The organism is Streptacidiphilus fuscans (assembly GCF_015690355.1).
GTDB classification, from domain to species: domain Bacteria; phylum Actinomycetota; class Actinomycetes; order Streptomycetales; family Streptomycetaceae; genus Streptacidiphilus; species Streptacidiphilus fuscans.
In genome coordinates, this window is record NZ_JADPRT010000003.1 from 166,350 (window position 1) to 189,600 (window position 23,251).

A 23,251-nucleotide genomic window follows, 5' to 3' on the forward strand; every position below is an offset into this window, starting at 1 on the left:
GCTAGGCTGGTTCGGCTGCCGCGTGGCCGGAAGGTAGGGGCGCGTGCGGGCGGTTCGGCGGGCGATATGCGCGGTCGGAGCCGCAGGAAAACCGACAAGACAGTCCATACCATCAGTCAAGGAGACACAACGATCATGGCCGACTCCAGTTTCGACATCGTTTCGAAGGTCGAGCGGCAGGAGGTCGACAACGCGCTCAACCAGACCGGTCGCGAGATCGCCACGCGCTTCGACTTCAAGAACGTCGGCGCGTCCATCGAGTGGTCCGGCGACAAGATCGAGATGCGGGCCAACGGCGAGGAGCGGGTCAAGGCGATCCTCGACGTGTTCGAGACCAAGCTGGTCAAGCGCGGCATCTCGCTCAAGTCGCTGGACGCCGGAGAGCCGCAGCTGTCGGGCAAGGAATACAAGATCTTCGCGACGATCGAGGAAGGCATCTCCCAGGAGAACGCCAAGAAGATCGCGAAGATCATCCGGGACGAGGGCCCCAAGGGCGTCAAGGCCCAGGTCCAGGGCGAGGAGCTGCGGGTCACCTCCAAGAGCCGGGACGACCTCCAGGCCGTGCAGGCGCTGCTGAAGGGCAAGGACCTCGACTTCGCCGTGCAGTTCGTGAACTACCGCTGATCCCGTCGCCCGTCGGGAGCGTCGAGACCGTCGCCGACGGGATCGCACTGAGCGGGCCTGCCTCAGCCGGTGGATCACCGGCTGCCACGAGGGCGGTCGCGGAGAGTCTCCGCGACCGCCCTCGTCGTACCCGCGGGACGGAAGCAGTACCGCCACCGGGGAGAATGGGCTGCTGTGAAGCCGACTCCTGAACAACTGGCCAACGCCGCCGACGCGACGATCGAGGACGTGATCGGCCCCGACCTGCGGGTGCTGTTCTGCGGGATCAATCCGGGGCTCTGGTCAGGTGCGACGGGGCATCACTTCGCCCGTCCCGGCAACCGGTTCTGGCCGGGGCTGCACCGGAGCGGCTTCACGCCGCGTCAGCTGCGGCCGGAGGAGCAGCAGGAACTGCTGGGGCTCGGGCTGGGGATCACCAACGTGGTGGCGCGGACCACTGCCAAGGCGGACGAGCTGACCGCCGAGGAGTACCGCAGTGGCGGCCAGGCGCTGGCGGAGCGGGTCGCACGTTGGCAGCCACGGGCGCTCGCCGTGCTCGGCATAGGGGCCTACCGGACCGCGTTCGGGCGTCCCAAGGCGGTCGTCGGGCGGCAGGACGAGCCGCTGGGCGGCACCGAGGTGTGGGTGCTGCCCAATCCGAGCGGGCTCAACGCGCACTACACCCTGGACGGGATCGCGGCGGAGTTCCGCACGCTCAGAGAGGCCGTCGACGGCCGCTGAGCCCCGTCCGGCGCCCGGAGTTCAGGCGCCCAGGGTTCAGGCACCCCAGCCGGCGAAGCGCTCGTCCGTCGAGACGATCTCGCGTCCGAGCGGCATCAGCGATATCGGGATCATCTTGAGGTTGGCCCAGGCGAAGGGCAGCCCGATGATGGTCACCGCCAGCGCGATGCTCGTCGCCAGGTGGCCGATGGCCAGCCACCACCCGGCGAAGATCAGCCAGACCACGTTGCCCGCGCACGACGCCGCACCGGCGTCGGGGCGTTCACGCGTGGTCCGCCCGAACGGCCAGAGGACGTAGAGCGCGATCCGGAACGAGGCGATCGCCCATGGGATGGTGATGATCAGGATCGCGCAGATGATCCCCGCGACGACGTACGCGAGGGACATCCACAACCCGCACAGCACCAGCCAGAGGACGTTGAGGACGAAGTTGATGACCTTCACGTGCTTTCCTCTCTACCGAGTCCGTGTCCCGTTCTACCGGGTCTGTGTCTCGCCCGCTGCCGCTCAGCGGTGGGGTTGGTAGCCGGCCATCTGCTCGAGCCGGGAGATCCGGTCCGGCATCGGCGGGTGGGTGGAGAACAGCTTGGTGGCCAGACCGCCGCCCGACCCGGCGCGAAAGGGGTTGGCGATCATCATGTGACTGGTCGTCTCCAACTCGGGCCGGGCCGGAAGCGGAAGCTGCTGGGTGCCGCGTTCGAGCTTACGCAGCGCGCTGGCGAGCGCCAGTGGATCGCCGGTCAACTGGGCACCTGAGGCGTCGGCCTGGTACTCGCGGGAGCGGCTGACAGCCAGTTGGATGATGCTTGCGGCGAGCGGGCCCAGGATGATGATCAGCAGCATCCCGGCCAGGCCGGGGCCGTCGTCGTCATCGCTGCGCCCGATCGGGATCAGCCAGGCGAAGTTGACGAGGAACATCACCACGGACGCCAGCGCGCCGGCCACCGAGGAGATCAGGATGTCCCGGTTGTAGACGTGGGAGAGCTCGTGGCCCAGCACGCCGCGCAGCTCCCGCTCGTCGAGCAGGTTGAGGATGCCCTGGGTGCAGCAGACCGCCGCGTTGCGCGGATTGCGACCGGTGGCGAAGGCGTTGGGGGCGTCCGTCGGGGAGATGTAGAGGCGCGGCATGGGCTGCCGGGCCGAGGTGGAGAGCTCACGGACGATCCGGTACAGCACTGGGGCCTCGATCTCGCTGACCGGGCGGGCCCGCATCGAACGCAGCGCCAGCTTGTCACTGTTCCAGTACGCGAAGCCGTTCGTCGCCAGGGCCACCACCAGCCCGATGAGCAGGCCCGTACGCCCCCAGAAGCTGCCGATCACCAGGATCAGCGCGGACATCACGCCGAGGAGTACAGCCGTCTTGAGACCGTTGTGCTGGCGGTGCACGGAAGCCCTCCGAGACGTGCGTTGGGGGGTGTCTTTCACAGCCCGTTTCGCTTTTTCAACGGGTGAGACGGACTTTCTAGTTCCCTTCTCACCCCCGGGCACGGCCCGTGCAAGTCGAGAGCGCGCGCCGGGGCCCGCCGCCGGACGTGCGCCGGGACATGGGCCAGGACGCGCCGTGGGACGTACTGCGGTCTGCCCGCTCAGCCGAAGAGCGAGCCGGACGCCAGCTGCAGCACCAGCTGCGGCGCCACCGACAGCACCACGCCCAGCACCGTGGCCACCGCGACCGCAGCGCCCAGGGCGACCGGCAGCCCACGGCGAGCCGCGGCGGGGGCAGCGACCGGGCTGGGCTGGAAGAGCTTGGCGGTCCATGCCAGGTAGTAGTACAGGGCCACTACGACATTCACCGCCATGATCACGGCCAGCCAGCCGAGACCGGCGTCGACCGCGGCGCGGAAGACGACGACCTTGCCGAAGAGGCCGATCACGCCCGGCGGCAGACCGGCCAGGTTCAGCAGGAAGAACGCCATGGCCAGCGCCACCGCGGGACGCCTCGCGAAGAGCCCCTGGTACACGTCGAGCCGGTCGCCGCCGAGGGTGACGACCGCGAAGGCACCCAGGTTGACCAGGCCGTAGATCAGCGCGAAGGCCACGGTGGAACCGATCGCCCCGGAGCCCGAGGCATGACCTGCGCCCGCGGCCGCGATCGGGACCAGCAGGTAGCCGGCCTGGGCGACGGACGACCAGGCGAGCAGCCGTACCGCGCTGTGCGGCGCGTCGGAGCGCTGACGCAGCGCGCCGACATTGCCGACCGTCATGGTCAGCGCGGCGAGGACCGCCAGCGCGTAGCCCCAGTCTCGCCCGTACGAGTGAAAACCCAGGACGGCGATTGCGGCGAGGCCCGCGAGTCCGGCAGCCTTTCCGACCACAGAGAGATACGCGGCGACGGGGACAGGGGCGCCGGCGTAAGTGTCCGGCACCCAGAAGTGGAACGGTGCGGCGGCCGTCTTGAAGGCGAAGCCGACCAGGGTGAGCACGGTGCCGACGGCGACGAGCACGTGCAGCTGCGACTGGACGTGGGGCAGTGCGGCACCGATCCGGTCGAGGTAGAGGCTGCCGGTGGCGGCGTAGACGAAGCTGACGCCGAGCAGGGTGACGGCCGTGGCCGTGACCGACGACAGGAAGAACTTGAGCGCCGCCTCCCCGCCCCGTCCGTCGCGGCGGAGGGCGACGAGCGCGAAGGCCGGCAGCGTGGTGACCTCCAGCGCGACGACGAGCGAGGCCAGGTCACGGCAGGCGGGCAGCAGGGCCGCCCCGCAGGCCGAGGCGAGCAGCAGGAACCAGAACTCCCCCACGGGCAACCGGTCCGCGTCGACGGAGAAGAGCGAGAGCAGCGCGACCAGCAGCGCCCCGGCCAGCACCAGCAGCTGGAAGGCCAGCGCGAAGTGGTCGGCGACGTAGGAGCACGAGGTCACCCCCGCCGAGGTGGTGCAGAACGTGGTCCGGTGGCCCGCGCGCAGCGGAAGAAGCAGGACCAGCGAGGCGGCCAGCCCGGCCACCGAGAGCCAGCCCAGCAGCGGCTTTCGCGCCGTCGGCAGGAACAGGTCCGCGACCAGCACGACCAGCGCCACCACGGCGGGGACGAGGGGCGGCAGGACGGCCAGCCAGTCCACGGACTGGATCAGCGACCCGGCGGGGACGGCGGCGGCCAGGGCGTCAGTAGGGAGGGCGCCTGCGGTGAGAGCGGTAGTCAGCATGGCTCAGCTGCCTCCGAGCAGCGCCTGGACGGCGGGCGTGGACAGCCCGAGCAGCAGCGCCGGCCAGAGACCGGCGACGACGGTGAGCACGACCAGCGGGGTCCAGGTGACGGCCTCGTAGGTCTGGACGTCGGTGAGGGTCGCCCCCGGAACGGCGGGCGCGGTGACCGGGTCGCCCATGCAGACCCGGCGGACGACGGAGAGCAGGTAGGCCGCGGTGAGCAGGGTGCCGAACCCGGCCAGGACCATCAACGCGAGGAAGGTCGGCCGGGACAGCCCGGCGGCGGGGTGGAAGGCGCCGAGCATGGCCAGCAGTTCGCCCCAGAACCCGGCCAGGCCCGGCAGGCCGAGACTGGCCACCGCGCCGAAGGCGAGCAGCGCGCCGAGCCGTGGGGCTCGGCCGTACAGGGCGGCGCCGCTCTCGACCCGGGCGCCGGCGAGGGTGTCCAGGTCCGCGGTGCCGTACCGGTCCTTGATCGCGCCGACGAGGAAGAAGAGGAGGCCGGTGATGAGCCCGTGCCCGATGTTGGCGAAGAGCGCCCCGTTGATACCGACCGGGTTGAGGGTCGCGATGCCGAGCAGGACGAAGCCCATGTGGCCGACCGACGAGAAGGCGATCAGCCGCTTGAGGTCGCCGCGGCTCCCCGGCCGGGCCAGCGAAAGACAGGCCAGCGAGCCGTAGATGATGCCGACGACGGCGAAGGCCCCGAGGTAGGGGGCGAGTTCGTGCATCCCCTGCGGGACGCTCGGGATCAGCACCCGGACGAATCCGTAGGTGCCCATCTTGAGCAGCACGCCCGCCAGCAGCACCGAGCCCGCCGTGGGAGCGGCCGTGTGGGCGTCGGGGAGCCAGCTGTGGAACGGCCACATCGGCGCCTTGACGGCCAGTCCGATGCCGATGGCCAGCACGACGAGGATCTGGGTGCCACGGGACAGGCCGTGCCCGTGGTTGGCGGCCAGCGCGGTCATGTCGAAGGTCCCGGCCTTGAGGCCGAGCAGCAGCAGCCCGAGCAGCATGACCGCCGAGCCGAGCAGCGTGTAGAGGATGAAGCGGAACGCCGCCGGTCCCCGGTTCTCCCCGCCCCAACGGGCGATCAGGAAGTACATGGGCACCAGCACGATCTCGAACGCCACGAAGAAGAGCAGCAGGTCGAGCACCGCGAAGGTGGCCAGCATGCCGGTCGCCAGGAGCAGCAGCAGCCCCGTCCAGCCCCGTTCGCTGCCGCCCGCGGGCAGGCGCTTGAGCGAGTAGAGGGCGCAGAGGAAGGTGAGCAGTGCCGTCAGCACCAGCAGCGGCAACGAGATGCCGTCGACGCCGAGGTGGAACCGGACGTTGAGCGCCGGGATCCACGCCACGTTCGTGACGCCCTGCATCCGGGCCGGGTGGTGCAGGTCGAACCCGGCGGCCAGGGCGACGGCCACGGCCAGGTCGGCTCCGGTCACGGCGACGCCGAGCCACAGCGCGCGGCGTCCGCCGAGCGCGGGCACCAGCGTCGCGGCGGAGCCGACCAGCGGCAGCGCGAGGAGGACGAGAAGCAGCACGGTCATCTGGCGGTCGCCTCCGAGCGAGCGGTACGGGCGCGACGGGCAGGGCAGGCGGGGCTGGTGGTCACTGGGCCACCGCCACGACGATGGCGAGGACCACGACACCGGCCGCGAGCGCGCTCAGATAGCCCTGGGTGTTGCCGTTCTGGGCCCGCCTGACGACCCGTCCGACCAGGCCCGGAGTGATCGCCGCGCCCTTGACGTAGGTCTCGACGACCTCACGGTCGAGGAAGGCGACCAGCGTGGCCGCGCCGAGCACCGGGCGGACGAAGACGCGGTCGTAGAGCCGGTCGACGCCGAAGCCGTCCCGGGCGGGCCCGAAGAGCGGGCCGAGCAGCACCCGTCCCGGATCGGCCACCGCGCCCGACGCCACGGCGTCGGCGGGCAGGGTCGCCGCGGCGCGGCGCCAGGCGGCGTAGGCGAGGCCGAAGCCGAGCAGGGCGACCGCCGTGCCGATCACGCTGGTGGGCAGTGACGGCGTCAGCGAGACGCCGTCCAGCCAGGCGGGAAGCCAGTTGGTACGCAGGCCGACCAGGCCGAGCCCGATGCTCGGCACGGCCAGCAGCCACAGGGGCACGCGCATCGCCGCGGGCTCGGCGGTGACGACCTTGGCGGTGCCGCCCTCCCCGGCGACGGCCTGCGCGCCGCGCGGGTGGAAGGCGAGCAGCCAGAGCCGTGCCGCGTACATCGCGGTCAGCAGCGCCGTCAGCAGGCCGCCGACGAGGACGATCCAGCCGAGGTAGCAGGGGACGTTCCCCGCCGGGCCGAGGCCGTCGGTCAGCGCGTGGCCGTTGGCCGCCTGCTCGGCGGCTGTCAGCACGGACTCCTTGCTGAAGAACCCGGAGAACGGCGGCACACCCGCGAGCGCCAACAGACCGATGCCCATGGTGGTGTAGGCGTCCGGCACGCGACGCCTGAGCAGACCCTCGCCCGAGCCGCCCGAACCGTCGGAGCTGCCCAAGCCGCCCGGACGGGCCATCGCGGTGAGCGAGTTGGTGTGGGCGGCGTGTATCACCACACCGGCCGCGAGGAAGAGCAGCGCCTTGAACGCGCCGTGGGTCAGCAGGTGGAACAGGGCGGCGTCACGGTCGCCCACGGCGAGCGCACCGGTCATGTAGCCGAGCTGACCGACCGTCGAGTAGGCCAGCACCCGCTTGAGGTCGTCCTGGGCCAGCGCGCACAGCGCCGAGCCGATCATGGTGATCACGGCCAGCACGCCCAGGACCACCAGGGCGGTGGTCGAGAGCAGGAAGACCGGCATCAGCCGGGCCACCAGGTAGACGCCGGCGGCGACCATGGTGGCCGCGTGGATCAGCGCGGAGACCGGCGTCGGACCGGCCATCGCGTCCGGGAGCCAGGTGTGCAGCGGGAACTGGGCCGACTTGCCGGCGACGCCGCAGAGCAGCAGCAGCGCGGCGAGGGTGGCGTGGTGCAGGTGCCCGGTGGTCGCCGCGCCGATGATCCCGTTGATGCTGAACGTGCCCGCGTCGCCGGCCAGCACGAAGATGCCGAAGAGGAAGGGGACGTCACCGAGCTTGGTGACCAGGAACGCCTTGATCGAGGCGGACCGGGCGTCCTCGCGCTCCCAGTGGTGACCGACCAGGAAGTACGAGCAGATGCCCATGACCTCCCAGCCGACCAGCAGCACGATCAGGTCGCCGGAGTAGAGGACCAGCAGCATCGCCGAGGTGAAGAGCGAGACCAGCGCCGCGTAGGAGGGGTAGCGCGGGTCCTCTCGCAGGTAGGCCGTCGAGTAGAGCTGGACGCAGGTCGCGACCACGCCGACGAGCACCGCGAGGAGGACGGCGATGCCGTCCAGGTGCAGCGAGAGGTAGATCGGCACACCGCCGGTGGGGGTGAGCTCGGTGGCGGCGTCGAGAAGGTGGCCGGGGCCGAGCCGGGCCGCGACGACCACGGCGAGTACCGCCGTGGTCAGCGTCGGCAGTACCGCGAGCGGCCGGGCCATGCCCGGAGCGCGCCGTCCGCAGGCCAGGCCCGCGAGCGCGCCGAGGAACGGCAGCAGCGGGACGAGGATCGCGAGAGTGAGGGTCATCCGACGGTGGCCTTCCCCTCGGTCGGGTCGACGGGTTGATCCCCGTCCGGCTCGTCGCCGTCGTGGAGACGGCCGACCCGGTCGATGTCCGCGGTACCGCGGTTACGGAAGATCAACAGCACGACGGCCAGACCGATGCCGATCTCGGCGGCTGCGATGGTGATGGTGAACAGGGTGAGCGCCTGGCCCGCGTGCAGGCTGTCGCGCAGCCAGACGTCGAAGGCGACGAGGTTGAGGTTGACGGCGTTGAGCATCAGCTCGACGGACATCAGCATCAGCACGGCGTTGCGGCGCGCGAGCACGCCGTAGAGGCCGACGCAGAAGAGCAGGGCCGCGAGGACGGCCGGGTAGACGAGATGCACGCCGCTCAGCGCTCCCCTCGGTCAGGAGTCTCTTGGACGTCGCGGCGGGACAGGACGATCGCGCCGACGAGCGCGGCGAGCAGCAGTACCGACAGCGCCTCGAACGGCAGCACCCAGTAGCGGAACAGCGTCACGCCGTTGGTGGCGGTGCTGCCGGCCACGGTGCCGAGGTCGACCCAGGTGGTCCGGAAGGCGTCCACGACGAGGGTGACCAGCGTCGCCGCCGCGGCCAGCGCGACGCCGACGGCGAGCCACCGGTTGCCCGAGTCCGCGTCGGGCGACTCCCCGATCGGCGCACGGGTCAGCATCAGGCCGAAGAGGACGAGCACGACGACCGCGCCGACGTAGATCAGCACCTGCACCCAGGCGATGAACTCCGCCGTCAGCAGCAGGTACTCGACGGCGAGCCCGCCCAGCGCGACGACCAGCCAGAGCGCGGCGTGGACCAGCTGCTTGGTGGTGACGGTCAGCAGAGCCGCGCCCAGTACGGCCAGGCCGACCAGGGCGAAGACGATCTCGACACCGGTCGGCGAGAGGAAGCTGTGGCCGGAACCGACCACGGACGGAACGACGTTCACGCGTCCCCCTCCTGCTCCGCGGACGCCGCGGAAGCCTCGGACGCCTCAGATGCCCCGGACGCCGCGGAAGCCTCGGCGGCGGCTGCCGCAGCCGCTGCCGCTGCGGCGACGGCCTTGTCGGCGGCCTTGCGGGCGGCGGCGATCTCCTTGGGCTCCTCCGCCGCCGGGTCGAGGGCGGGCGGGGCGGGGACGGTCCACATCCACTCGCGCAGGCGGTCACGCTCGTGGGTGAGGTCGAGGATGTCCTCCTCCGCGTACTCGAACTCCGGCGACCAGAAGAGCGCGTCGAAGGGACAGACCTCGATGCAGATGCCGCAGTACATGCAGAGCGAGAAGTCGATCGCGAACCGGTCCAGCACGTTGCGGGTGCGGGCGCGCGCGTTCGGGTCGGCTGCGGGCAGCGTCTCCTTGTGGGAGTCGATGTAGATGCACCAGTCCGGGCACTCGCGGGCGCAGAGCATGCAGACCGTGCAGTTCTCCTCCAGCAGCGCGATGACGCCGCGCGAACGCGGCGGCAGCTCGGGCTGGACGTCCGGGTACTGGGCGGTGACGGTCCGCTTGGTCATGGTGCGCAGGGTGACCGCGAGGCCCTTGGCCAGACCCCGACCGGGGAAGGGGGACATCAGGAGATCACCACCTTGACGACGCCGGTGACGGCGAGCTGCGCGAGCGCGAGCGGGATGAGCACGGTCCAGGCGAAGCGCATCAGCTGGTCCTCGCGCAGGCGCGGGTAGGTGACGCGCAGCCAGATGACGACGAAGGCCAGGGCGAAGGTCTTCAGCAGCATCCAGAGCCAGCCGAGCGTGGCGGCCATCGGCCCGTGCCAGCCGCCGAGAAAGAGCACGGCCGTCAGCGCGGAGACGACGAGGATGCCCGCGTACTCGGAGAGCAGGAAGAGCGCGAAGCGCAGGCCGGTGTACTCGGTGTAGGCACCGAAGATGATCTCCGAGTCGGCGACCGGCATGTCGAACGGCGGACGCTGCAGCTCGGCCAGCCCGGCGACGAAGAAGACGAAGCCGCCGACGATCTGCCACGGCACCCACCACCAGTGGAAGGCGCCGAGGATCCCCGTCAGCGAGACGGTTCCTGCGGCCATGGCCACGGAGGCGGCGGCGAGCAGCATCGGCAGCTCGTACGCCATCAGCTGGGCGGCGGTGCGGATGCCGCCCAGCAGCGAGAACTTGTTGGCCGACGCCCACCCGGCCATCAGCGAGCCGAGCACGCCGACGCCCATCACCGCGAGCACGAAGAAGAGGCCCGCGTCGATCGACTGCCCGACCAGGTCCCCCGGGCCGAGCGGGATCGCCAGCAGCGCGAGGAGGTACGGCAGCAGCGCGACGGCGGGCGCGATCTGGAAGATCTTCCGGTCGGCCCCGGCCGGGACGATGTCCTCCTTCTGCGCGAACTTGACGCCGTCGGCGACGAGCTGCGCCCACCCGTGGAACCCGCCCGCGTACATCGGGCCGAGACGGCCCTGCATGTGCGCCATGGTCTTGTGCTCGGTCTGGCCGATGACCAGCGGGAACACCAGGAAGACCACGAGCACCGCGACGCAGCGCAGCAGCGCGTCGAGCGTGGTCACGCGTCCTCCTCGGGGGTGGTGGTCGAGTCGTCGGTGCGCGGCTCCGGCTTCGGAGCCTCGGGCGCGGGCGCAGCCTCTGCGTCTGTCTCGGGCGCAGCCTCTGCCTCTGCCTCGGGCACCGCCTCCGGTTCGGGCTGCTGGCTGACGCTGCCGGCCGAGACCGAACGCGAGCGGCGCGGCCGGGCAGTGGGTGCGGCAGGAGATGATGCAGCGTCAGGAGACTGCCAGGGCGCGTCCGGCGAGGCAGGCGCAGGCGCAGCCGGGGTCTCCTCGACCGGAGCTGGAGCCGGGGTCTCGCCCGTCTGGCTCGCGCTGCCGGCCGCGACCGAGCGCGCGCGACGCGGGCGATCCGCCGCCGCTCCGGCCGCACCGCCTGCGCCAGCCGCACCCGCCCCGCGCGCGGCTCCGGCGCGCGCGCCTCGGGCCGGGCGCTCGGGGACGGGCGGCAGGGTGCCGGCGAGCGGGCCCCACTCGTTCGGGTCGGGGACGCCGGGCGGCAGCATGCGGCGACGGCCGCCCTCCGCGGGGCTGTGGTCGCTCTCCCCCGGCTCCTTCGCGCCGGGCCACGCCTTGGCCACGCGGGCGGCCAGGACGAACTCCTTGCGCAGCGGGTGGCCCTCGAAGCCGTCCGGCAGCAGCAGGGTGATCAGGTGCGGGTGCCCGGGGAACTCGATGCCGAACATCTCGTGCGTCTCGCGCTCGTGCCAGGCCGCGCCCGCGAAGACCGGGACGGCGGTGGGCAGCGACGCGGCGTCGCGCGGGACGCGGGTGCGCAGCAGCAGGTGCTGCGCGGCGGTGCCGTCGCCGACGCGGGCCAGGTGCGCGCTGACGGAGAAGCCCTCGGCCAGTTCGTCCACGGCGGAGAGCCAGTCGAAGTAGGCGAGCCCGAGCTGGTCGCGGCAGGTGGTCAGCGCCTCGGTCCAGTGCTCGGCGGGGACGTCCACCGTCACCAGCTCGTACGCCTCCGCCGCCGAGGCCCACGGACCGACGGCGGCTGCGATCTCCTCGGCGGAGCGGTCGAGGATCGTCATGCCTGGTCACCGCCGTCGGCCTGCGGCCCCTGGACGAGCGGGCGGGCCAGCGCGGTCGGGGACGGCGGCGCGGCGGGGGAAACCGCCGTGGGGTACTGCTCCGGCAGCGACTCGCGCGCGATCTTCTCCTGCAGCTTGAGGATGCCCTGGAGCAGCGCCTCCGGCCGCGGCGGGCAGCCGGGGACGTAGACGTCGACCGGGATGATCTGGTCGACGCCCTTGGTCACCGAGTACGAGTCCCAGTACGGGCCGCCGGAGTTGGAGCAGGCGCCGAAGGAGATGACGTACTTGGGCTCGGGCATCTGCTCGTAGAGCCGCTTGATCGCGGGTGCCATCTTGTCGGTCACCGTGCCCGAGACGATCATCAGGTCCGCCTGGCGCGGTCCGGGTGCGAACGGAATGACGCCCAGACGGATGAAGTCGTGCTTGGCCATGGACGCGGCGATGAACTCGATGGCGCAGCAGGCCAGCCCGAAGTTGAAGCACCACAGGCTGTACCGGCGGCCCCAGTTCAGCACCACCTTGATCGGGTCGGGCGCCATCCGGGCCAGCGGGCCGAGCCGCCGCGGTTCCAGCGCCGCCGCGCCGCCCGGCCGCGAGGGGTCCGGCGTTCCGAGGTTCACGACCATGTCAGGACGCCCTTCTTCCACGCGTAGAGGAGGCCCACGGCGAGGAAACCGATGAACACGAACATCTCGATCAGCGTCCCGGCCCCGAATCCGGGCGCGGCGAAGACCGTGGCCCAGGGGAAGAGGTAGATCGCGTCGACCGCGAAGATCACGTAGAGGAAGGCGTAGACGTAGTAGCGGATCTGGGTCTGCGCCCAGCCCTCGCCCACCGGGTCGACGCCGCACTCGTACGCCAGCAGCTTCTCCTGCGTCGGCGCGTAGGGCCGCAGCAGCTGGTTGCCGGCGAACGCCACTCCGACGAAGAGGACGCCGATCAGCGCCATCAACCCGACCACGGAGTACGCGTGGAAGTACCCCGGTCGGGATGCCGCCAATGCCTGCACGGCCTGCATGCTCGGTCGCCTCCGGACTCAGCCTACGTCGACGCGGTCGGGTCGGTTTAAGGGAATCTTTGCCTTTACGGCGTAGGAGTCTAGGTCCCCGGGCGTCCCAGCTGTGAACTCGCCCACCGGATGGACGGCTGCCTGACGCATACCGGACTCCTGCAGGTCGCACGGCGGGACGACGGACAGCCGGAGATCACCGGGGAGTAGGGGGTAGGGCTGTCCCTACCCCGGAAGCGGCGACCTTCCCCATGGTGTCGGGGGTCCCTCGGCGGCGAGCCTGGCAGCATGGACCTGATGACGACCGACGTGGACCGACGCCCCCGCTTCAACGCCCGGCTCGGCCGCGAGCTCGCCTACCTGCTCACCAACCTGCCGCTGGGCATCATCGGCTTCGTCGTCACCGTCGCCCTGCTGGCGCTGGGGATCGGCACGGCCGTCACGTTCGTGGGCATCTGGGTGCTGGCCGGGGCGCTCTTCGCGGTGCGCGGCGGCGCGGTCGTGGAACGGGCCCGCGCGCGGGCGCTGCTCGGCGAGGCCCCGCCGGAGCCGCTGCCGGTGCAGTCGGCCAGGTCCGGCCCGCTGAACCGGGCGCTGGCGGTGCTGGGCGACGGGATGGCTTGGCGCGGCGCGCTCTACTTCGTGGTGATGCTGCCCTGGGGGATCATCACCTTCACCTTCGCCCTGGTCTCGATGATCGTGCTCTTCCCGGCGCTGCCGTGGATCGCGCGCGGGCTCAGCCAGGTCGACCGGCTGCTGGTCAACGGGCTGCTGGCGCCGGGCGGGCTGACCGAGCGGGTGCGCGAGCTGGAGGACGACCGCGGCACCGTCGTCGACTCGGCCGCCGCCGACCTGCGCCGGATCGAACGCGACCTGCACGACGGCGCGCAGGCGCGGCTGGTCGCGCTGGCCATGGACCTGGGCCTGGCCAAGGAGAAGCTGACGGAGGATCCGGAGGCGGCGGCCCAGATGGTCGCAGGCGCGCACAGCGAGGTGAAACTGGCCCTCCAGGAGCTGCGCGACCTGGCCCGGGGCATCCACCCGGCGGTGCTGACCGACCGCGGCCTGGACGCCGCGCTCTCCTCGGTCGCGTCCCGCTGCCCGCTGCCCGGCGGCGTCCGGCTCGGCGTCGACTTGCCGGAGCGACCCGCGTCGGCGATCGAGGGCATCGCCTACTTCACCGTCAGCGAGCTGCTGACCAACGCGGCGAAGCACGCGCAGGCGCGCAGCGCGCAGGTGGAGATCTGGCGCGCGGACGACCGGCTGATGCTCCAGGTCCGCGACGACGGCATCGGCGGCGCGACCGAACTGCCCGGCGGCGGCCTGGCCGGTCTGGCGGACCGGATCCGCGCGGTCGACGGCGTCTTCGTCGTCAGCAGCCCGGTCGGCGGCCCGACCGTGGTGACAGTTGAACTGCCGTGGCGAACACGGACACAGCAGCTCGACAAGCGGAACTGATCCTCCTACCCGCCACCCGGGCCGGGAAAACTGACAGCTGGTCACGGCAGTACTACCGAGCAGCCACAGTTGCGTCTCGAACTCACAGACTTCTCCCCGGAATCGCTAATCTGCGGCGTTCGACAGGTTGTTCGCAGATGCACTCCCAGGGGGAACCAGCATGTCCACTCCGCCGAACCCGTACCAGGGCCAGCAGCAGGGCCAGCAGCAGGCGCCGGGCTACCCGCAGCAGCCGCCGCAGCAGCCCAACCCCGGCTTCCAGCAGCCGCAGCCGAACCAGGGCTTCCAGGTTCAGCCCCCGCAGCAGCCGGCGCCCGGCGGGCGCACCAAGCGCGTCGGCAAGGTCCTCGGCATCCGTCTGATCGTCAGCGTCGTCGCCCTGATCGTCATCGGCGTCGGCGGCTTCATCTGGGACCACGCGACCGGTGCTGCCGACACCGCCAAGGTCGGCGACTGCGTCCAGAACACGGGCAGCGACAGCAACCCGAACGTTCACGTCCTCAGCTGCTCGGACCCGAACGCCAAGTTCAAGGTGCTCCAGGTCATCAACAACAGCAGCGACGACTCCCAGTGCCAGAACGTGCAGGGCGTCGTGGCCGCGTACACCGAGTCCGGCTCCAACGACATGGTGCTCTGCCTCGGCAACAACGGCTGACACGACATCGCGTCCAGCAGCTGATCGACAGGGCCGCCCGCCGCTCAGGCGCGGGCGGCCCTTCGGCGTTTCTGCAGGCAGGGTGGGGTTAGCCCCACCCCAAGACACCGAAGCGCCCCAATGCCCCCAGCGCCCGTGCCGGGCAGGCTGGTTCATGACGGCGGAGACCGATCCGCGGCAACGAACCGACGAGGGAGCAGTCCTGATGAGCAGCATCGCGGAGCAGCGCCGCGCCATGACCGGACCGGCCCCGTATCGGCCGGGGTTCCTGCGGGCGCCCTTCTCCGGGCAGACCTGGCGGGAGACGCTGCATCTGGTGCTCGACCTGCCGATCGGCGTGGTGATGTTCAGCCTGACCGCCGTCCTGTTCTTCTTCGGCGTCGGCACGGCGATGACGTTCATCGGGCTGCCGGTGCTGGCCGCGCTGATGGGCATGGCGCGGGGGTTCGGTGCGATGGAGCGGGCCCGTAGTGGCGCGTTGCTCGGGCAGGAGGTGGCCGGGCCCGCGCCGCTCGTGCCCAACCGTCCCGGCATGATGGCCTGGATGGGCGCCCTGCTGAAGAACGGCGCCAACTGGCGGGCGGTGCTCTACGGCGTGCTGATGCTGCCGATGGGGATCCTCGGCTTCACGCTCGCCGTGGTGCTGTGGAGCGTCGGGATCTCGGCCGCGCTCTACCCCGCCTACCACTGGGTCTTCCCCCGCTACGTGGGCTGGCCGGGTTACAAGCTCTGGGACTACGACAACCACAGCTACTACATCCACACCGTCCCGGAGATCGCCGCGACCTGCGCGGTCGGGATCGTGCTGGTGCTGCTGACGCCGCAGGTGCTGCGCGGCATCGCCGCCGTCCGTCGGGCCATGGCGCGGGGGCTGCTGCGGTAGCGAGCAGCCCCGCACGCCTCAACCCCGGGTCGACACCGTGCGGGTGTCACGGCCCGAGCGGAGCACCGTGCCGGGTATCGCGCCCGTCAGCTTGTCCTCCCGAAGCGTCTCGACCCCGTTGACGCGGACCGCGACCACGCCCTCCGCCCGCGAGTCCAACCGCGGGCTGTCGCCGGGCAGGTCGTGGACCAGCGTCGCGGGGCCCGCGTCGATCCGCTCGGGGTCGAACAGGACCAGGTCCGCGTGGTTGCCGACGGCGACGGTCCCACGGCCGCGCAGGCCGAACAGCTCCGCCGGGTCGGCCGTCAGCATCCGCACCGCCTGCTCCAGCGGGACCAGCTTGCGTCGCCGCAGGCAGTCGCCGAGGAAGCGGGTGGTGTAGGGCGCGCCGCACATCCGGTCCAGGTGCGCGCCCGCGTCGCTGCCGCCGAGCAGGACGTCCTCGTGCTGCCAGGTGTCGCGCCGCAGCTCCCAGCTGGCCGGGTCGTTGTCGGTCGGCATCGGCCACAGGACCGTCCGCAGGGTGTCGTTGACGCAGATCTCGACCAGCGTCGCGAACGGGTTCTGGCCGCGCTCGGCGGCGATGTCCCGCACGACGCGTCCGGTCAGGCCGGCGTTGGCGTCGCTGTAGGTGTCGCCGATGACGTAGCGGCCGAAGTCGGCGAGCCGACGGAAGACGCCCGCCTCCGGGCTGTCCGCGCGGCGCAGCATCTCCGCCCGCACCTCCGGATGTCGCAGCCGGGCGATCCGCTCCGGCACCGGCAGGCCGAGGATCTCGCCCCACCCCGGGATCAGGTTGAGCGCGCAGAAGGTGCCCAGCGACATGTTCATCGGCGTCAGGATCGGCATGGTCAGCGCCACGATCCGCCCGCCCGCCGCCCGCGCCCGCTCGGACGCCAGCAGTTGGCGCGGGACGCGACCGGGGACGGCGGCGTCGATGGTCAGCACGTTCCAGTTGAGCGGGCGTCCGGCTGCCGCGCTCATCTCGACCAGCAGCTCGATCTCCTCGTCGGCGAAGGTGTCCAGGCACCCGGCGACGATCGCCTCGATCTGCGTGCCCGGCGCCTCGCCGACCGCCCGGGAGAGGGCGACCAGCTCCTCGCGCCGCGCGTGCCGGGAGGCGACCGGCTGCCCGTCGCCGTCCGCGTGGGTGGACGACTGGGTGGTGGACAGCCCCCAAGCCCCCTCCGCCATGGCCTGCTTGAGCAGCGCGGTCATCTGCGCGAGCTGCTCGGCGGTCGGCTGTCCGCCGACCGCGTCGGGGCCCATGACGTGGCGGCGCAGCGCGCAGTGGCCGACCATGAAGCCCGCGTTGACCGCGGTCCTCCCGTCCAGCGCGGCCAGGTACTCGCCGAAGGACGACCAGCCCCACGGCACGCCCTCCTCCAGCGCGGCCAGCGACATGCCCTCGACCCGGCACATCATCCGCCGCGTATAGTCCGCGTCCTCCGGCCGGGCCGGGTTGAGCGGCGCGAGGGTGAACCCGCAGTTGCCACCGGCGACGGTGGTGACCCCATGGCCGAGCGACGGGGTGGCGAACGGGTCCCAGAACAGCTGCGCGTCGTAGTGGGTGTGGGGATCGACGAAGCCGGGGGTGAGCACCAGCCCGGTGGCGTCCTCGGTCGTCACCGCCGACTCCCGGCACCGGCCCGGCTCGGCGATGACGGCGACCTTGCCGTCCTTGATCCCCACGTCGGCACCGCGCGCGGCGGCGCCGGTGCCGTCGACCAGCGTCGCGCCCTGGATCAGATGGTCGAGCATGGTTCCTCTCCTCCCTGGTTCGACTGAATCCCCTGTCCGACCAAATCCCTGGTCCGACTGACTCCCTGGTCCCGACTGGACCGATCCCTTATCCGACGGACTGGCGGAACCGCGTGGTGCGGTGCACGGGATCGGTGTCGATCTTCGGGATCACGTGCTCGCCGATCAGGTTGATCGTCTGCGCCGTCTGCTCCGGCGGGATGCCCACCGGCAGGCCGAAGACCAGCTGGTCAGCCCCGGCCGACTCCCAGCGCTTGCACTGCTTCAGCACCTCGTCCGGGTCGCCGCAGATCATCAGCTCCTCGGCGATCAGCAGCTCGATCAGCTCCTCGCTGTACTCCGGCAGCAGCTCCGGCCAGACCGGGATCCCCTCCGGGCGCGGGAACGTGTCGTGGTAGCGGAAGAGCAGCGACTGCAGGTAGTTGAGCCCCCCGGCGGCCGCGATCCGGCGCGCCTCGGCCGAGGTCTCGGCGCAGATCGCGGTCGAGGTGACCATCACGTTGTCGTTGACGAAGGCCCCGACCGGCTCGGCCTCGCGGATGGCGTCCTTGTAACTGGCCACCACCCACTCCATGTCGGAGACCTTCTGCACGCTGAACCCCAGTACGCCGAGGCCCTTGCGCGCGGCCATCTCGTACGAGGCCGGGCTGCCCGCCGCGTACCACATGGCCGGGTGGGCCTTGCCGTACGGCTTGGGCAGCACCTTGCGCGGCGGCAGCGTCCAGTGCTTGCCCGTGAAGCCCGGGTACTCGTCGTTCAGCCACATCCGGGGGAACTCGCCGATGGTCTCCTCCCACATCTCCTTGGTCGCGTCCATGGACGCAACGTCGGGGAGGAACCCGAGGATCTCGTGGCTGCCGGCGCCACGGCCCGTGCCGAACTCGAAGCGCCCGCCGGAGAGATGGTCCAGCATGGCGACGCGCTCGGCGACCTTGACCGGGTGGTTGACCTTCGGCAGCGGGTTGAAGATCCCGGAGCCGACATGGATCCGCTCGGTGGCGTGGGTGAGGTAGCCGATCACCACGTCGTTGGCGGAGATGTGCGAGTACTCCTCCAGGAAGTGGTGCTCGGTGACCCACGCGTACTTGAACCCGGCCTTGTCGGCCTTGACGACGTAGTCCATCTCCTCCATCAGGGCGTGGTGCTCGGCCTGCGGGTCGGCCTGGGAGCGACTTCTGGGCACGTAGCCCTGGATGAAGATGCCGAACTCCATGGGTTCACCGTCCAGTCCCGGATTGGATCCATCACATCTGACGGACAGTCAGATTTGGTTGTCTGCGACTCTGGCATTCGGCCGGAGCGCCGGTCAAGAGCCGAGCTGACTGACCGTCAATACTCCTGCTCGGCATATCAGCCGATGGTGACCCCGCACATCCAGCCGCCGTCGGCCACCATCGGCTGGCCGGTGACGTAGGACGAGTCGTCCGAGGTCAGGAAGAGCGCGAGGCGCGCCATCTCGTCCGGGCGGCCGATCCGGCCCAGCGGGACGACCTTGGCGTACAGCTCCTTGGTAGCCGCGGCCAGCGCCGCCGCGTCCTCCGCGCTCATCAGCGGCGCGCCCGACTCCCCCACGAAGGCGTTGGCCGGGTCGGACATCGGGGTGTCGACCGCGCCGGGGCAGACGGCGTTGACCCGGATGCCCTTGGGCGCCAGCTCCAGCGCGGCGACGCGGGTCATCGCGACGATCGCGCCCTTGGTGGCGGCGTACGAGGTCACCAGGGCCATCCCGGTGAGCGCGGTGTAGGAGGCGGTGTTGACGATGGTCCCGCCGCCCGCCGACTCGATGGCGGGTGCGGCGGCGCGCATGCCGAGGAAGCAGCCGACCTGGTTGACCCGGACCACCGCCAGGTACTCCTCCAGCGGCGTGGTGACCAGCTCGTTGAAGCGCAGGATCCCGGCGTTGTTGACCAGCCCGTCCAGCTTGCCGAAAGCGCTGGTGGCAGCCTCGACGGCCGCCGCCCAGTCGTCCTCGCTGCTGACGTCAAGGTGCTGGTAACGGACCCTCCCCTCGCCGAGCTCCAGCTGCAGCTCCTTGGCCAGCGCCTCGCCCTGGTCGTCGAGGACGTCACCGATCAGCACCTGCGCGCCCTCGGCGGCGAAGAGACGCGCCTCGGCGGCGCCCTGCCCCCGCGCGGCACCGGTGATCAGCACGGACCGGCCGGACAGACGGCCGGAGGCACGGTCGGGGACACGGTCGGGGGCAGCAGCTTCGGTCATGGTGCGGACTCCTTCGGGACTCGTCCGACGTCCGGCAGAGCATTTCTGACGGATCGTCAGTTCTCGTCGTCCGAGTGTCCTTCCAGAGCCCGCACAAGGGAAGACCGCGCATGGAAGGAGCTGGAACCGCCCTCACACCAGCGGCAGCACGTCCGTGGCGATCAGCTCCAGCTGCGCCAGGTACTCGGCCAGGTCGCGGCTGCGCGGACGCAGCTGCAGATGGGTGGCACCGACCGCGACGTACCGCCGCAGCAGCTCCGCCAGCGCGTCCGGCTTGCCCGAGACGGAGCGGCGGCCGATGTCCCAGCCCGGTTCGCCGACGTAGAGCGGCGGCGCGATCGCGTTGACGACGAACGGCCCGCTGCGGCCCGCCTGTTCGCGGGTGGTGCGGATCAACTCCAGCTGCGCGGGCAGCGCGTCCAGGGTGTCGCCCTGGGAGAGCCAGCCCTCCGCCAGCCGTGCCGCCCGCCGGACCGCCGCCGGGGCCGAGCCGCCGACCCAGATCGGTGGACGCGGCGTCTGCACCGGACGCGGCGAGACGGCCAGGTCCCGGAACCGGAACCGGGGGCCGTCGTGCACCGGGTACTCGTCGGTCAGCGCCGCGTCGAGTGCGCCGATGGTTTCGTCGAGGATCTCGCCGCGCCGGTGGAAGTCGACGCCGAGCGTCTCGAACTCCTCCTGCACATGGCCCGCTCCGACGCCGAGCACCAACCGGCCGCCACTGAGCAGGTCGACGGTCGCGTACTGCTTGGCGGAGAGCAGCGGATGCCGCAGCGGCGCGACGGCGATGTGCGAGAGCAGCCGGGTCCGCGTGGTCAGCCCGGCCAGGTAGCCGAGCGTCGACACCGGGTCGTACCAGGTCGCGCCCATCGGCCCGACCAGCCGACGCGGGACGGCGACGTGGTCGCAGCAGGCGACGTAGGCGTAGCCGAGCCGGTCGGCGGCCTGCGCGACGGCGGCCAGCTCGGCCGGTCCGGCCGCGGCCTCCCAGGGTTCGACGAAGATGGTGCTCTGCGCCTGGACGGGCAGTTGGATCCCGAACTCAGCCACCCTGCACCCCCGCTGACGATTCCGCCGAGGATCCCGCTGCGGACCCCGCTCCGCCCCACAGCCCGTCCGGCGTCAGCCCGAGCAGCTCGATCGCGTTGCCGCGCACGATCTGCTCGACGACGGGCGCTTCGAGGTGGCCCATCTGCTCCTCGGCGACCTCGCGGCTCTTGGGCCAGGTCGAGTCGGAGTGCGGGTAGTCGGTCTCGTAGAGAACGTTGGCCGCGCCGATCGCGTCCAGGTTGCGCAGGCCGTGCGGGTCGTCGAAGAAGCAGCCGTAGACGTGCTGGGCGAAGAGTTCGCTGGGCCGGGTGAAGACCTTGTCGGCGACGCCGCCCCAGGCGCGGTTCTCCTCCCAGACCACGTCGGCGCGGGCCAGGATGTAGGGGATCCAGCCGATCTGGCCCTCGGCGTACATGATCTTCAGGTCGCGGAACCGGTCGAACTTGCCGCTCATCAGCCAGTCGACCATGGAGAAGCAGCAGTTGGCGAAGGTGATGGTGGACCCGACGGCGGGCGGCGCGTCGGCGGAGGTCGACGGCATCCGCGAGGAGCTGCCGATGTGCATCGCGATGACCGTCCGGGTCTCCTCGCAGGCGCGCAGGAAGGGGTCCCAGTCGTCGGTGTGGATGCTGGGCAGGCCCAGGTGCGGGGGTATCTCGCTGAAGCAGACCGCCCGGACGCCGCGCGCCGCGTTGCGGCGTACCTCGGCCGCGGCCAGCTCGGCGTCCCAGAGCGGGACGATGGCGAGCGGGATCATCCGCCCCTGCGCGGCCGGGCCGCACCACTCCTCGACCATCCAGTCGTTGTAGGCCCGGATGCAGAGCAGCCCCAGCTCGTGGTCCTTGGCCTCGGTGAAGGTCTGGCCGCAGAAGCGCGGGAAGGTCGGGAAGCAGAGCGCGGACTGGACGTGGTTGACGTCCATGTCCTCCAGCCGCTCGGGTATCGAGAACGACCCCGGCCGCATCTGCTCGTAGGTGATGGCCTCCAGCCGCACCTCGTCGCGCGGGTAGCCGACGGCGGTGTCGAGGCGGGTGAGCGGGCGGCGCAGGTCCTCGTAGACCCACCAGTCGGCGATGGTCCCGTCACTGCCGGGGGCGCCCATCACCGGCGTGAACCGGCCGCCGACGAAGGTCATCTCGGCGAGCGGGGCCCGGACGATGCGCGGGCCGAGCTCGCGGTACTTGGCGGGCAGCCTTTCCTGCCACACGTGCGGCGGCTCGACGGTGTGGTCGTCCACCGAAATGATCCAGGGGAAGCTCTCCATGCGGGTCAGGCTACGCGCAATCTGACGATCCGTCAGGAGTGTGCGCGCGGCCCGACCCGCGGTGCGGGAGCCCGGGAATCAGAGGGTGCCGAGGGTGACCGTCGCGGTCTTGGTGGCGCCGTCGCGGAGGTAGGTCACCTGGACCTGCTGCCCCGGCTTGTACGAGGCCAGCACGGTCGACAGGGTCGCCACGCTGTCGATGGGCGTGCCGCCCAACTGCGTGATCACGTCGCCCGCCTGGAGCCCGGCCTTGGCCGCCGGGCCGCCCGCGGTGACCGAGACGATGCCCGCGCCGGTGTTCGGGGTGCCGTTGCTGCTGGTCCCGGTGATCACCGTGCGCGTGCTGATGCCCAGCGCGGCGCGGCCGGAGTTGGTCACCTTGCCGCTCTGGATCATCTGGTCCGCCAGATTGGTCACCGTCGACGCCGGGATGGCGAAGCCGATGCCCGGGGCCTGCGAGTTGCCTTCGTTGCTGTCGACCGCGGCCAGGGTGTTGACGCCCACGATCTGGTTGGAGAGGTTCACCAGCGCGCCGCCGCTGTTGCCCGGGTTGATCGCGGCGCTCGTCTGGACCATGTTCGGGATGGTCGCGCCCTGTGGGTTCTCCTGGCTCTTGCCCTCGCTGACGGTCCGCCCGACCGCCGAGACGATGCCCTCGGTGACGCTGGACGAGAGTCCGAGCGGGTTGCCCATGGCCATCACGATCTGGCCGACGTCGACCTTGGAACTGTCCGCGAAGACGGCCGGCTTGAGCCCGGAGGGCGGGCTGCTCAGCTTGATCACGGCCAGGTCGTTGGGCGGGTAGGAGTACACCAGCGTGGCCGTCAGCGGCTTGCTCTGGTCGGACAGCGTCACCTGGAAGTTGGTCGAACTGCCCACCACATGCGCGTTGGTGACGATGTCGCCCTTGGTGTCGTAGACGATGCCGCTGCCGAGGCTGTTCTCCGCGTTGATCTGGACGACGGACGGGAGCACGGCCCTGACGGTGTTCTCGTAGTCCATCTGCAGGTCGTTGCTGACGCTGGGCGCGGGTGCGGCGCTGCCCGCGTCGGCGGACTTGCCCCCGTTGCTGCTACCACCGCTGCTGGTGCACGCGGTGGCGGTCAGCAGCAGCGCCGTCGCGGTCAGGACGGCGGTGACGGCAGAGACAGCGCGACGCTGACGACGTGCGCGGCGGATACGACGGACCGTGCTCGGAGGCGTCTCCATGGGTACGACCTGCGACCTTCACTGTCGATGACAATTTGGGCACATTGTCGCTTTTGTCAGTAAAAACTCACGGAAGGCGCGCGAGCACGGCCACAGCTCGGCTC

23 protein-coding genes are annotated in these 23,251 nt (G+C 71.1%); 5 read left to right on the forward strand and 18 right to left on the reverse strand.

Annotated elements, in window-relative coordinates:
* The first annotated feature begins 135 nt into the window (after window positions 1–135).
* Window positions 136–624, forward strand: coding sequence for a YajQ family cyclic di-GMP-binding protein (locus tag I2501_RS07935; protein ID WP_196193150.1), 489 nt, complete (start codon window positions 136–138; stop codon window positions 622–624).
* Window positions 625–798: 174 nt separating this feature from the next.
* Window positions 799–1,344, forward strand: a complete 546-nt coding sequence (gene mug / locus I2501_RS07940) for a G/U mismatch-specific DNA glycosylase (protein ID WP_196193151.1) — start codon at window positions 799–801, stop codon at window positions 1,342–1,344.
* A 36-nt stretch (window positions 1,345–1,380) separates the two neighbouring features.
* On the opposite strand, the gene I2501_RS07945 is transcribed toward mug, so the two are convergent.
* The 12 genes from I2501_RS07945 to I2501_RS08000 form a co-directional block, all read right to left on the reverse strand.
* Window positions 1,381–1,788: a YccF domain-containing protein gene (locus tag I2501_RS07945; protein ID WP_196193152.1), complete on the reverse strand. Its 408-nt coding sequence runs from the start codon at window positions 1,786–1,788 to the stop codon at window positions 1,381–1,383.
* Window positions 1,789–1,851: 63 nt separating this feature from the next.
* On the reverse strand, window positions 1,852–2,730 hold the full coding sequence (gene htpX, locus I2501_RS07950) for a zinc metalloprotease HtpX (protein ID WP_196193153.1): 879 nt from the start codon (window positions 2,728–2,730) through the stop codon (window positions 1,852–1,854).
* 200 nt (window positions 2,731–2,930) lie between these two features.
* Window positions 2,931–4,487 (reverse strand): NADH-quinone oxidoreductase subunit N, encoded by a 1,557-nt coding sequence (locus I2501_RS07955; protein WP_196193154.1) that lies wholly within the window; start codon window positions 4,485–4,487, stop codon window positions 2,931–2,933.
* A gap of 3 nt (window positions 4,488–4,490) precedes the next feature.
* A complete protein-coding gene (locus tag I2501_RS07960; protein WP_196193155.1) occupies window positions 4,491–6,035 on the reverse strand; it encodes a complex I subunit 4 family protein in 1,545 nt (514 codons plus the stop codon).
* A gap of 61 nt (window positions 6,036–6,096) precedes the next feature.
* Complete coding sequence (locus I2501_RS07965) at window positions 6,097–8,085, reverse strand: NADH-quinone oxidoreductase subunit 5 family protein (RefSeq protein ID WP_196193156.1); 1,989 nt, start codon at window positions 8,083–8,085, stop codon at window positions 6,097–6,099.
* A complete protein-coding gene (gene nuoK / locus I2501_RS07970) occupies window positions 8,082–8,447 on the reverse strand; it encodes an NADH-quinone oxidoreductase subunit NuoK (protein WP_196193157.1) in 366 nt (121 codons plus the stop codon). The genes I2501_RS07965 and nuoK overlap by 4 nt, the downstream gene beginning before the upstream one ends.
* A 5-nt stretch (window positions 8,448–8,452) precedes the next feature.
* On the reverse strand, window positions 8,453–9,025 hold the full coding sequence (locus I2501_RS07975) for an NADH-quinone oxidoreductase subunit J family protein (protein ID WP_328806263.1): 573 nt from the start codon (window positions 9,023–9,025) through the stop codon (window positions 8,453–8,455).
* Window positions 9,022–9,648 (reverse strand): NuoI/complex I 23 kDa subunit family protein, encoded by a 627-nt coding sequence (locus I2501_RS07980; RefSeq protein ID WP_196193158.1) that lies wholly within the window; start codon window positions 9,646–9,648, stop codon window positions 9,022–9,024. Before I2501_RS07980 ends, I2501_RS07975 begins: the two co-directional genes overlap by 4 nt.
* A complete protein-coding gene (nuoH, locus tag I2501_RS07985; RefSeq protein WP_196193159.1) occupies window positions 9,648–10,607 on the reverse strand; it encodes an NADH-quinone oxidoreductase subunit NuoH in 960 nt (319 codons plus the stop codon). Before nuoH ends, I2501_RS07980 begins: the two co-directional genes overlap by 1 nt.
* Window positions 10,604–11,638: an NADH-quinone oxidoreductase subunit C gene (locus I2501_RS07990; protein WP_196193160.1), complete on the reverse strand. Its 1,035-nt coding sequence runs from the start codon at window positions 11,636–11,638 to the stop codon at window positions 10,604–10,606. Before I2501_RS07990 ends, nuoH begins: the two co-directional genes overlap by 4 nt.
* Complete coding sequence (locus tag I2501_RS07995) at window positions 11,635–12,267, reverse strand: NADH-quinone oxidoreductase subunit B (protein WP_196193161.1); 633 nt, start codon at window positions 12,265–12,267, stop codon at window positions 11,635–11,637. Before I2501_RS07995 ends, I2501_RS07990 begins: the two co-directional genes overlap by 4 nt.
* A complete protein-coding gene (locus I2501_RS08000; RefSeq protein ID WP_196193162.1) occupies window positions 12,258–12,659 on the reverse strand; it encodes an NADH-quinone oxidoreductase subunit A in 402 nt (133 codons plus the stop codon). Before I2501_RS08000 ends, I2501_RS07995 begins: the two co-directional genes overlap by 10 nt.
* Window positions 12,660–12,938: 279 nt before the next feature.
* Between I2501_RS08000 and I2501_RS08005 the strand changes: the two genes are divergently transcribed.
* The 3 genes from I2501_RS08005 to I2501_RS08015 all read left to right on the forward strand — a co-directional run bounded on the left by I2501_RS08005 (window position 12,939) and on the right by I2501_RS08015 (window position 15,646).
* Window positions 12,939–14,108, forward strand: coding sequence for a sensor histidine kinase (locus I2501_RS08005; protein WP_196193163.1), 1,170 nt, complete (start codon window positions 12,939–12,941; stop codon window positions 14,106–14,108).
* A 160-nt stretch (window positions 14,109–14,268) separates the two neighbouring features.
* On the forward strand, window positions 14,269–14,763 hold the full coding sequence (locus I2501_RS08010; RefSeq protein WP_196193164.1) for an LppU/SCO3897 family protein: 495 nt from the start codon (window positions 14,269–14,271) through the stop codon (window positions 14,761–14,763).
* Window positions 14,764–14,968: 205 nt separating this feature from the next.
* Window positions 14,969–15,646: a sensor domain-containing protein gene (locus tag I2501_RS08015; RefSeq protein WP_196193165.1), complete on the forward strand. Its 678-nt coding sequence runs from the start codon at window positions 14,969–14,971 to the stop codon at window positions 15,644–15,646.
* A gap of 18 nt (window positions 15,647–15,664) precedes the next feature.
* Here I2501_RS08015 and I2501_RS08020 read toward each other — a convergent pair whose 3' ends face one another.
* The 6 genes from I2501_RS08020 to I2501_RS08045 all read right to left on the reverse strand — a co-directional run bounded on the left by I2501_RS08020 (window position 15,665) and on the right by I2501_RS08045 (window position 23,147).
* Window positions 15,665–17,407, reverse strand: a complete 1,743-nt coding sequence (locus I2501_RS08020) for an N-acyl-D-amino-acid deacylase family protein (protein ID WP_196193166.1) — start codon at window positions 17,405–17,407, stop codon at window positions 15,665–15,667.
* A gap of 88 nt (window positions 17,408–17,495) precedes the next feature.
* Window positions 17,496–18,620 (reverse strand): LLM class flavin-dependent oxidoreductase, encoded by a 1,125-nt coding sequence (locus tag I2501_RS08025; protein ID WP_196193167.1) that lies wholly within the window; start codon window positions 18,618–18,620, stop codon window positions 17,496–17,498.
* A 137-nt stretch (window positions 18,621–18,757) separates the two neighbouring features.
* Window positions 18,758–19,624 (reverse strand): SDR family NAD(P)-dependent oxidoreductase, encoded by an 867-nt coding sequence (locus tag I2501_RS08030; RefSeq protein WP_196193168.1) that lies wholly within the window; start codon window positions 19,622–19,624, stop codon window positions 18,758–18,760.
* Between the two features lie 132 nt (window positions 19,625–19,756).
* Window positions 19,757–20,674: a TIGR03619 family F420-dependent LLM class oxidoreductase gene (locus I2501_RS08035; protein ID WP_196193169.1), complete on the reverse strand. Its 918-nt coding sequence runs from the start codon at window positions 20,672–20,674 to the stop codon at window positions 19,757–19,759.
* Window positions 20,667–21,938, reverse strand: a complete 1,272-nt coding sequence (locus I2501_RS08040) for an amidohydrolase family protein (protein WP_196193170.1) — start codon at window positions 21,936–21,938, stop codon at window positions 20,667–20,669. The genes I2501_RS08035 and I2501_RS08040 overlap by 8 nt, the downstream gene beginning before the upstream one ends.
* Before the next feature lie 78 nt (window positions 21,939–22,016).
* Window positions 22,017–23,147 (reverse strand): S1C family serine protease, encoded by a 1,131-nt coding sequence (locus tag I2501_RS08045; protein WP_196193171.1) that lies wholly within the window; start codon window positions 23,145–23,147, stop codon window positions 22,017–22,019.
* Window positions 23,148–23,251 lie beyond the last annotated feature (104 nt).

Bases quoted from the DNA above. Each gene is read 5' to 3' on its own strand.
- I2501_RS08025 (WP_196193167.1), bottom strand. From the start codon at position 18,620: ATGGAGTTCGGCATCTTCATCCAGGGCTACGTGCCCAGAAGTCGCTCC.
- I2501_RS08015 (WP_196193165.1), top strand. From the start codon at position 14,969: ATGAGCAGCATCGCGGAGCAGCGCCGCGCCATGACCGGACCGGCCCCG.
- I2501_RS07980 (WP_196193158.1), bottom strand. From the start codon at position 9,648: ATGTCCCCCTTCCCCGGTCGGGGTCTGGCCAAGGGCCTCGCGGTCACC.
- I2501_RS08010 (WP_196193164.1), top strand. From the start codon at position 14,269: ATGTCCACTCCGCCGAACCCGTACCAGGGCCAGCAGCAGGGCCAGCAG.
- I2501_RS07960 (WP_196193155.1), bottom strand. From the start codon at position 6,035: ATGACCGTGCTGCTTCTCGTCCTCCTCGCGCTGCCGCTGGTCGGCTCC.
- I2501_RS08000 (WP_196193162.1), bottom strand. From the start codon at position 12,659: ATGCAGGCCGTGCAGGCATTGGCGGCATCCCGACCGGGGTACTTCCAC.
- I2501_RS07995 (WP_196193161.1), bottom strand. From the start codon at position 12,267: ATGGTCGTGAACCTCGGAACGCCGGACCCCTCGCGGCCGGGCGGCGCG.
- I2501_RS07990 (WP_196193160.1), bottom strand. From the start codon at position 11,638: ATGACGATCCTCGACCGCTCCGCCGAGGAGATCGCAGCCGCCGTCGGT.
- I2501_RS08005 (WP_196193163.1), top strand. From the start codon at position 12,939: ATGGACCTGATGACGACCGACGTGGACCGACGCCCCCGCTTCAACGCC.
- I2501_RS08045 (WP_196193171.1), bottom strand. From the start codon at position 23,147: ATGGAGACGCCTCCGAGCACGGTCCGTCGTATCCGCCGCGCACGTCGT.
- I2501_RS08040 (WP_196193170.1), bottom strand. From the start codon at position 21,938: ATGGAGAGCTTCCCCTGGATCATTTCGGTGGACGACCACACCGTCGAG.
- I2501_RS07955 (WP_196193154.1), bottom strand. From the start codon at position 4,487: ATGCTGACTACCGCTCTCACCGCAGGCGCCCTCCCTACTGACGCCCTG.
- I2501_RS08020 (WP_196193166.1), bottom strand. From the start codon at position 17,407: ATGCTCGACCATCTGATCCAGGGCGCGACGCTGGTCGACGGCACCGGC.
- I2501_RS07935 (WP_196193150.1), top strand. From the start codon at position 136: ATGGCCGACTCCAGTTTCGACATCGTTTCGAAGGTCGAGCGGCAGGAG.
- I2501_RS07965 (WP_196193156.1), bottom strand. From the start codon at position 8,085: ATGACCCTCACTCTCGCGATCCTCGTCCCGCTGCTGCCGTTCCTCGGC.
- I2501_RS08030 (WP_196193168.1), bottom strand. From the start codon at position 19,624: ATGACCGAAGCTGCTGCCCCCGACCGTGTCCCCGACCGTGCCTCCGGC.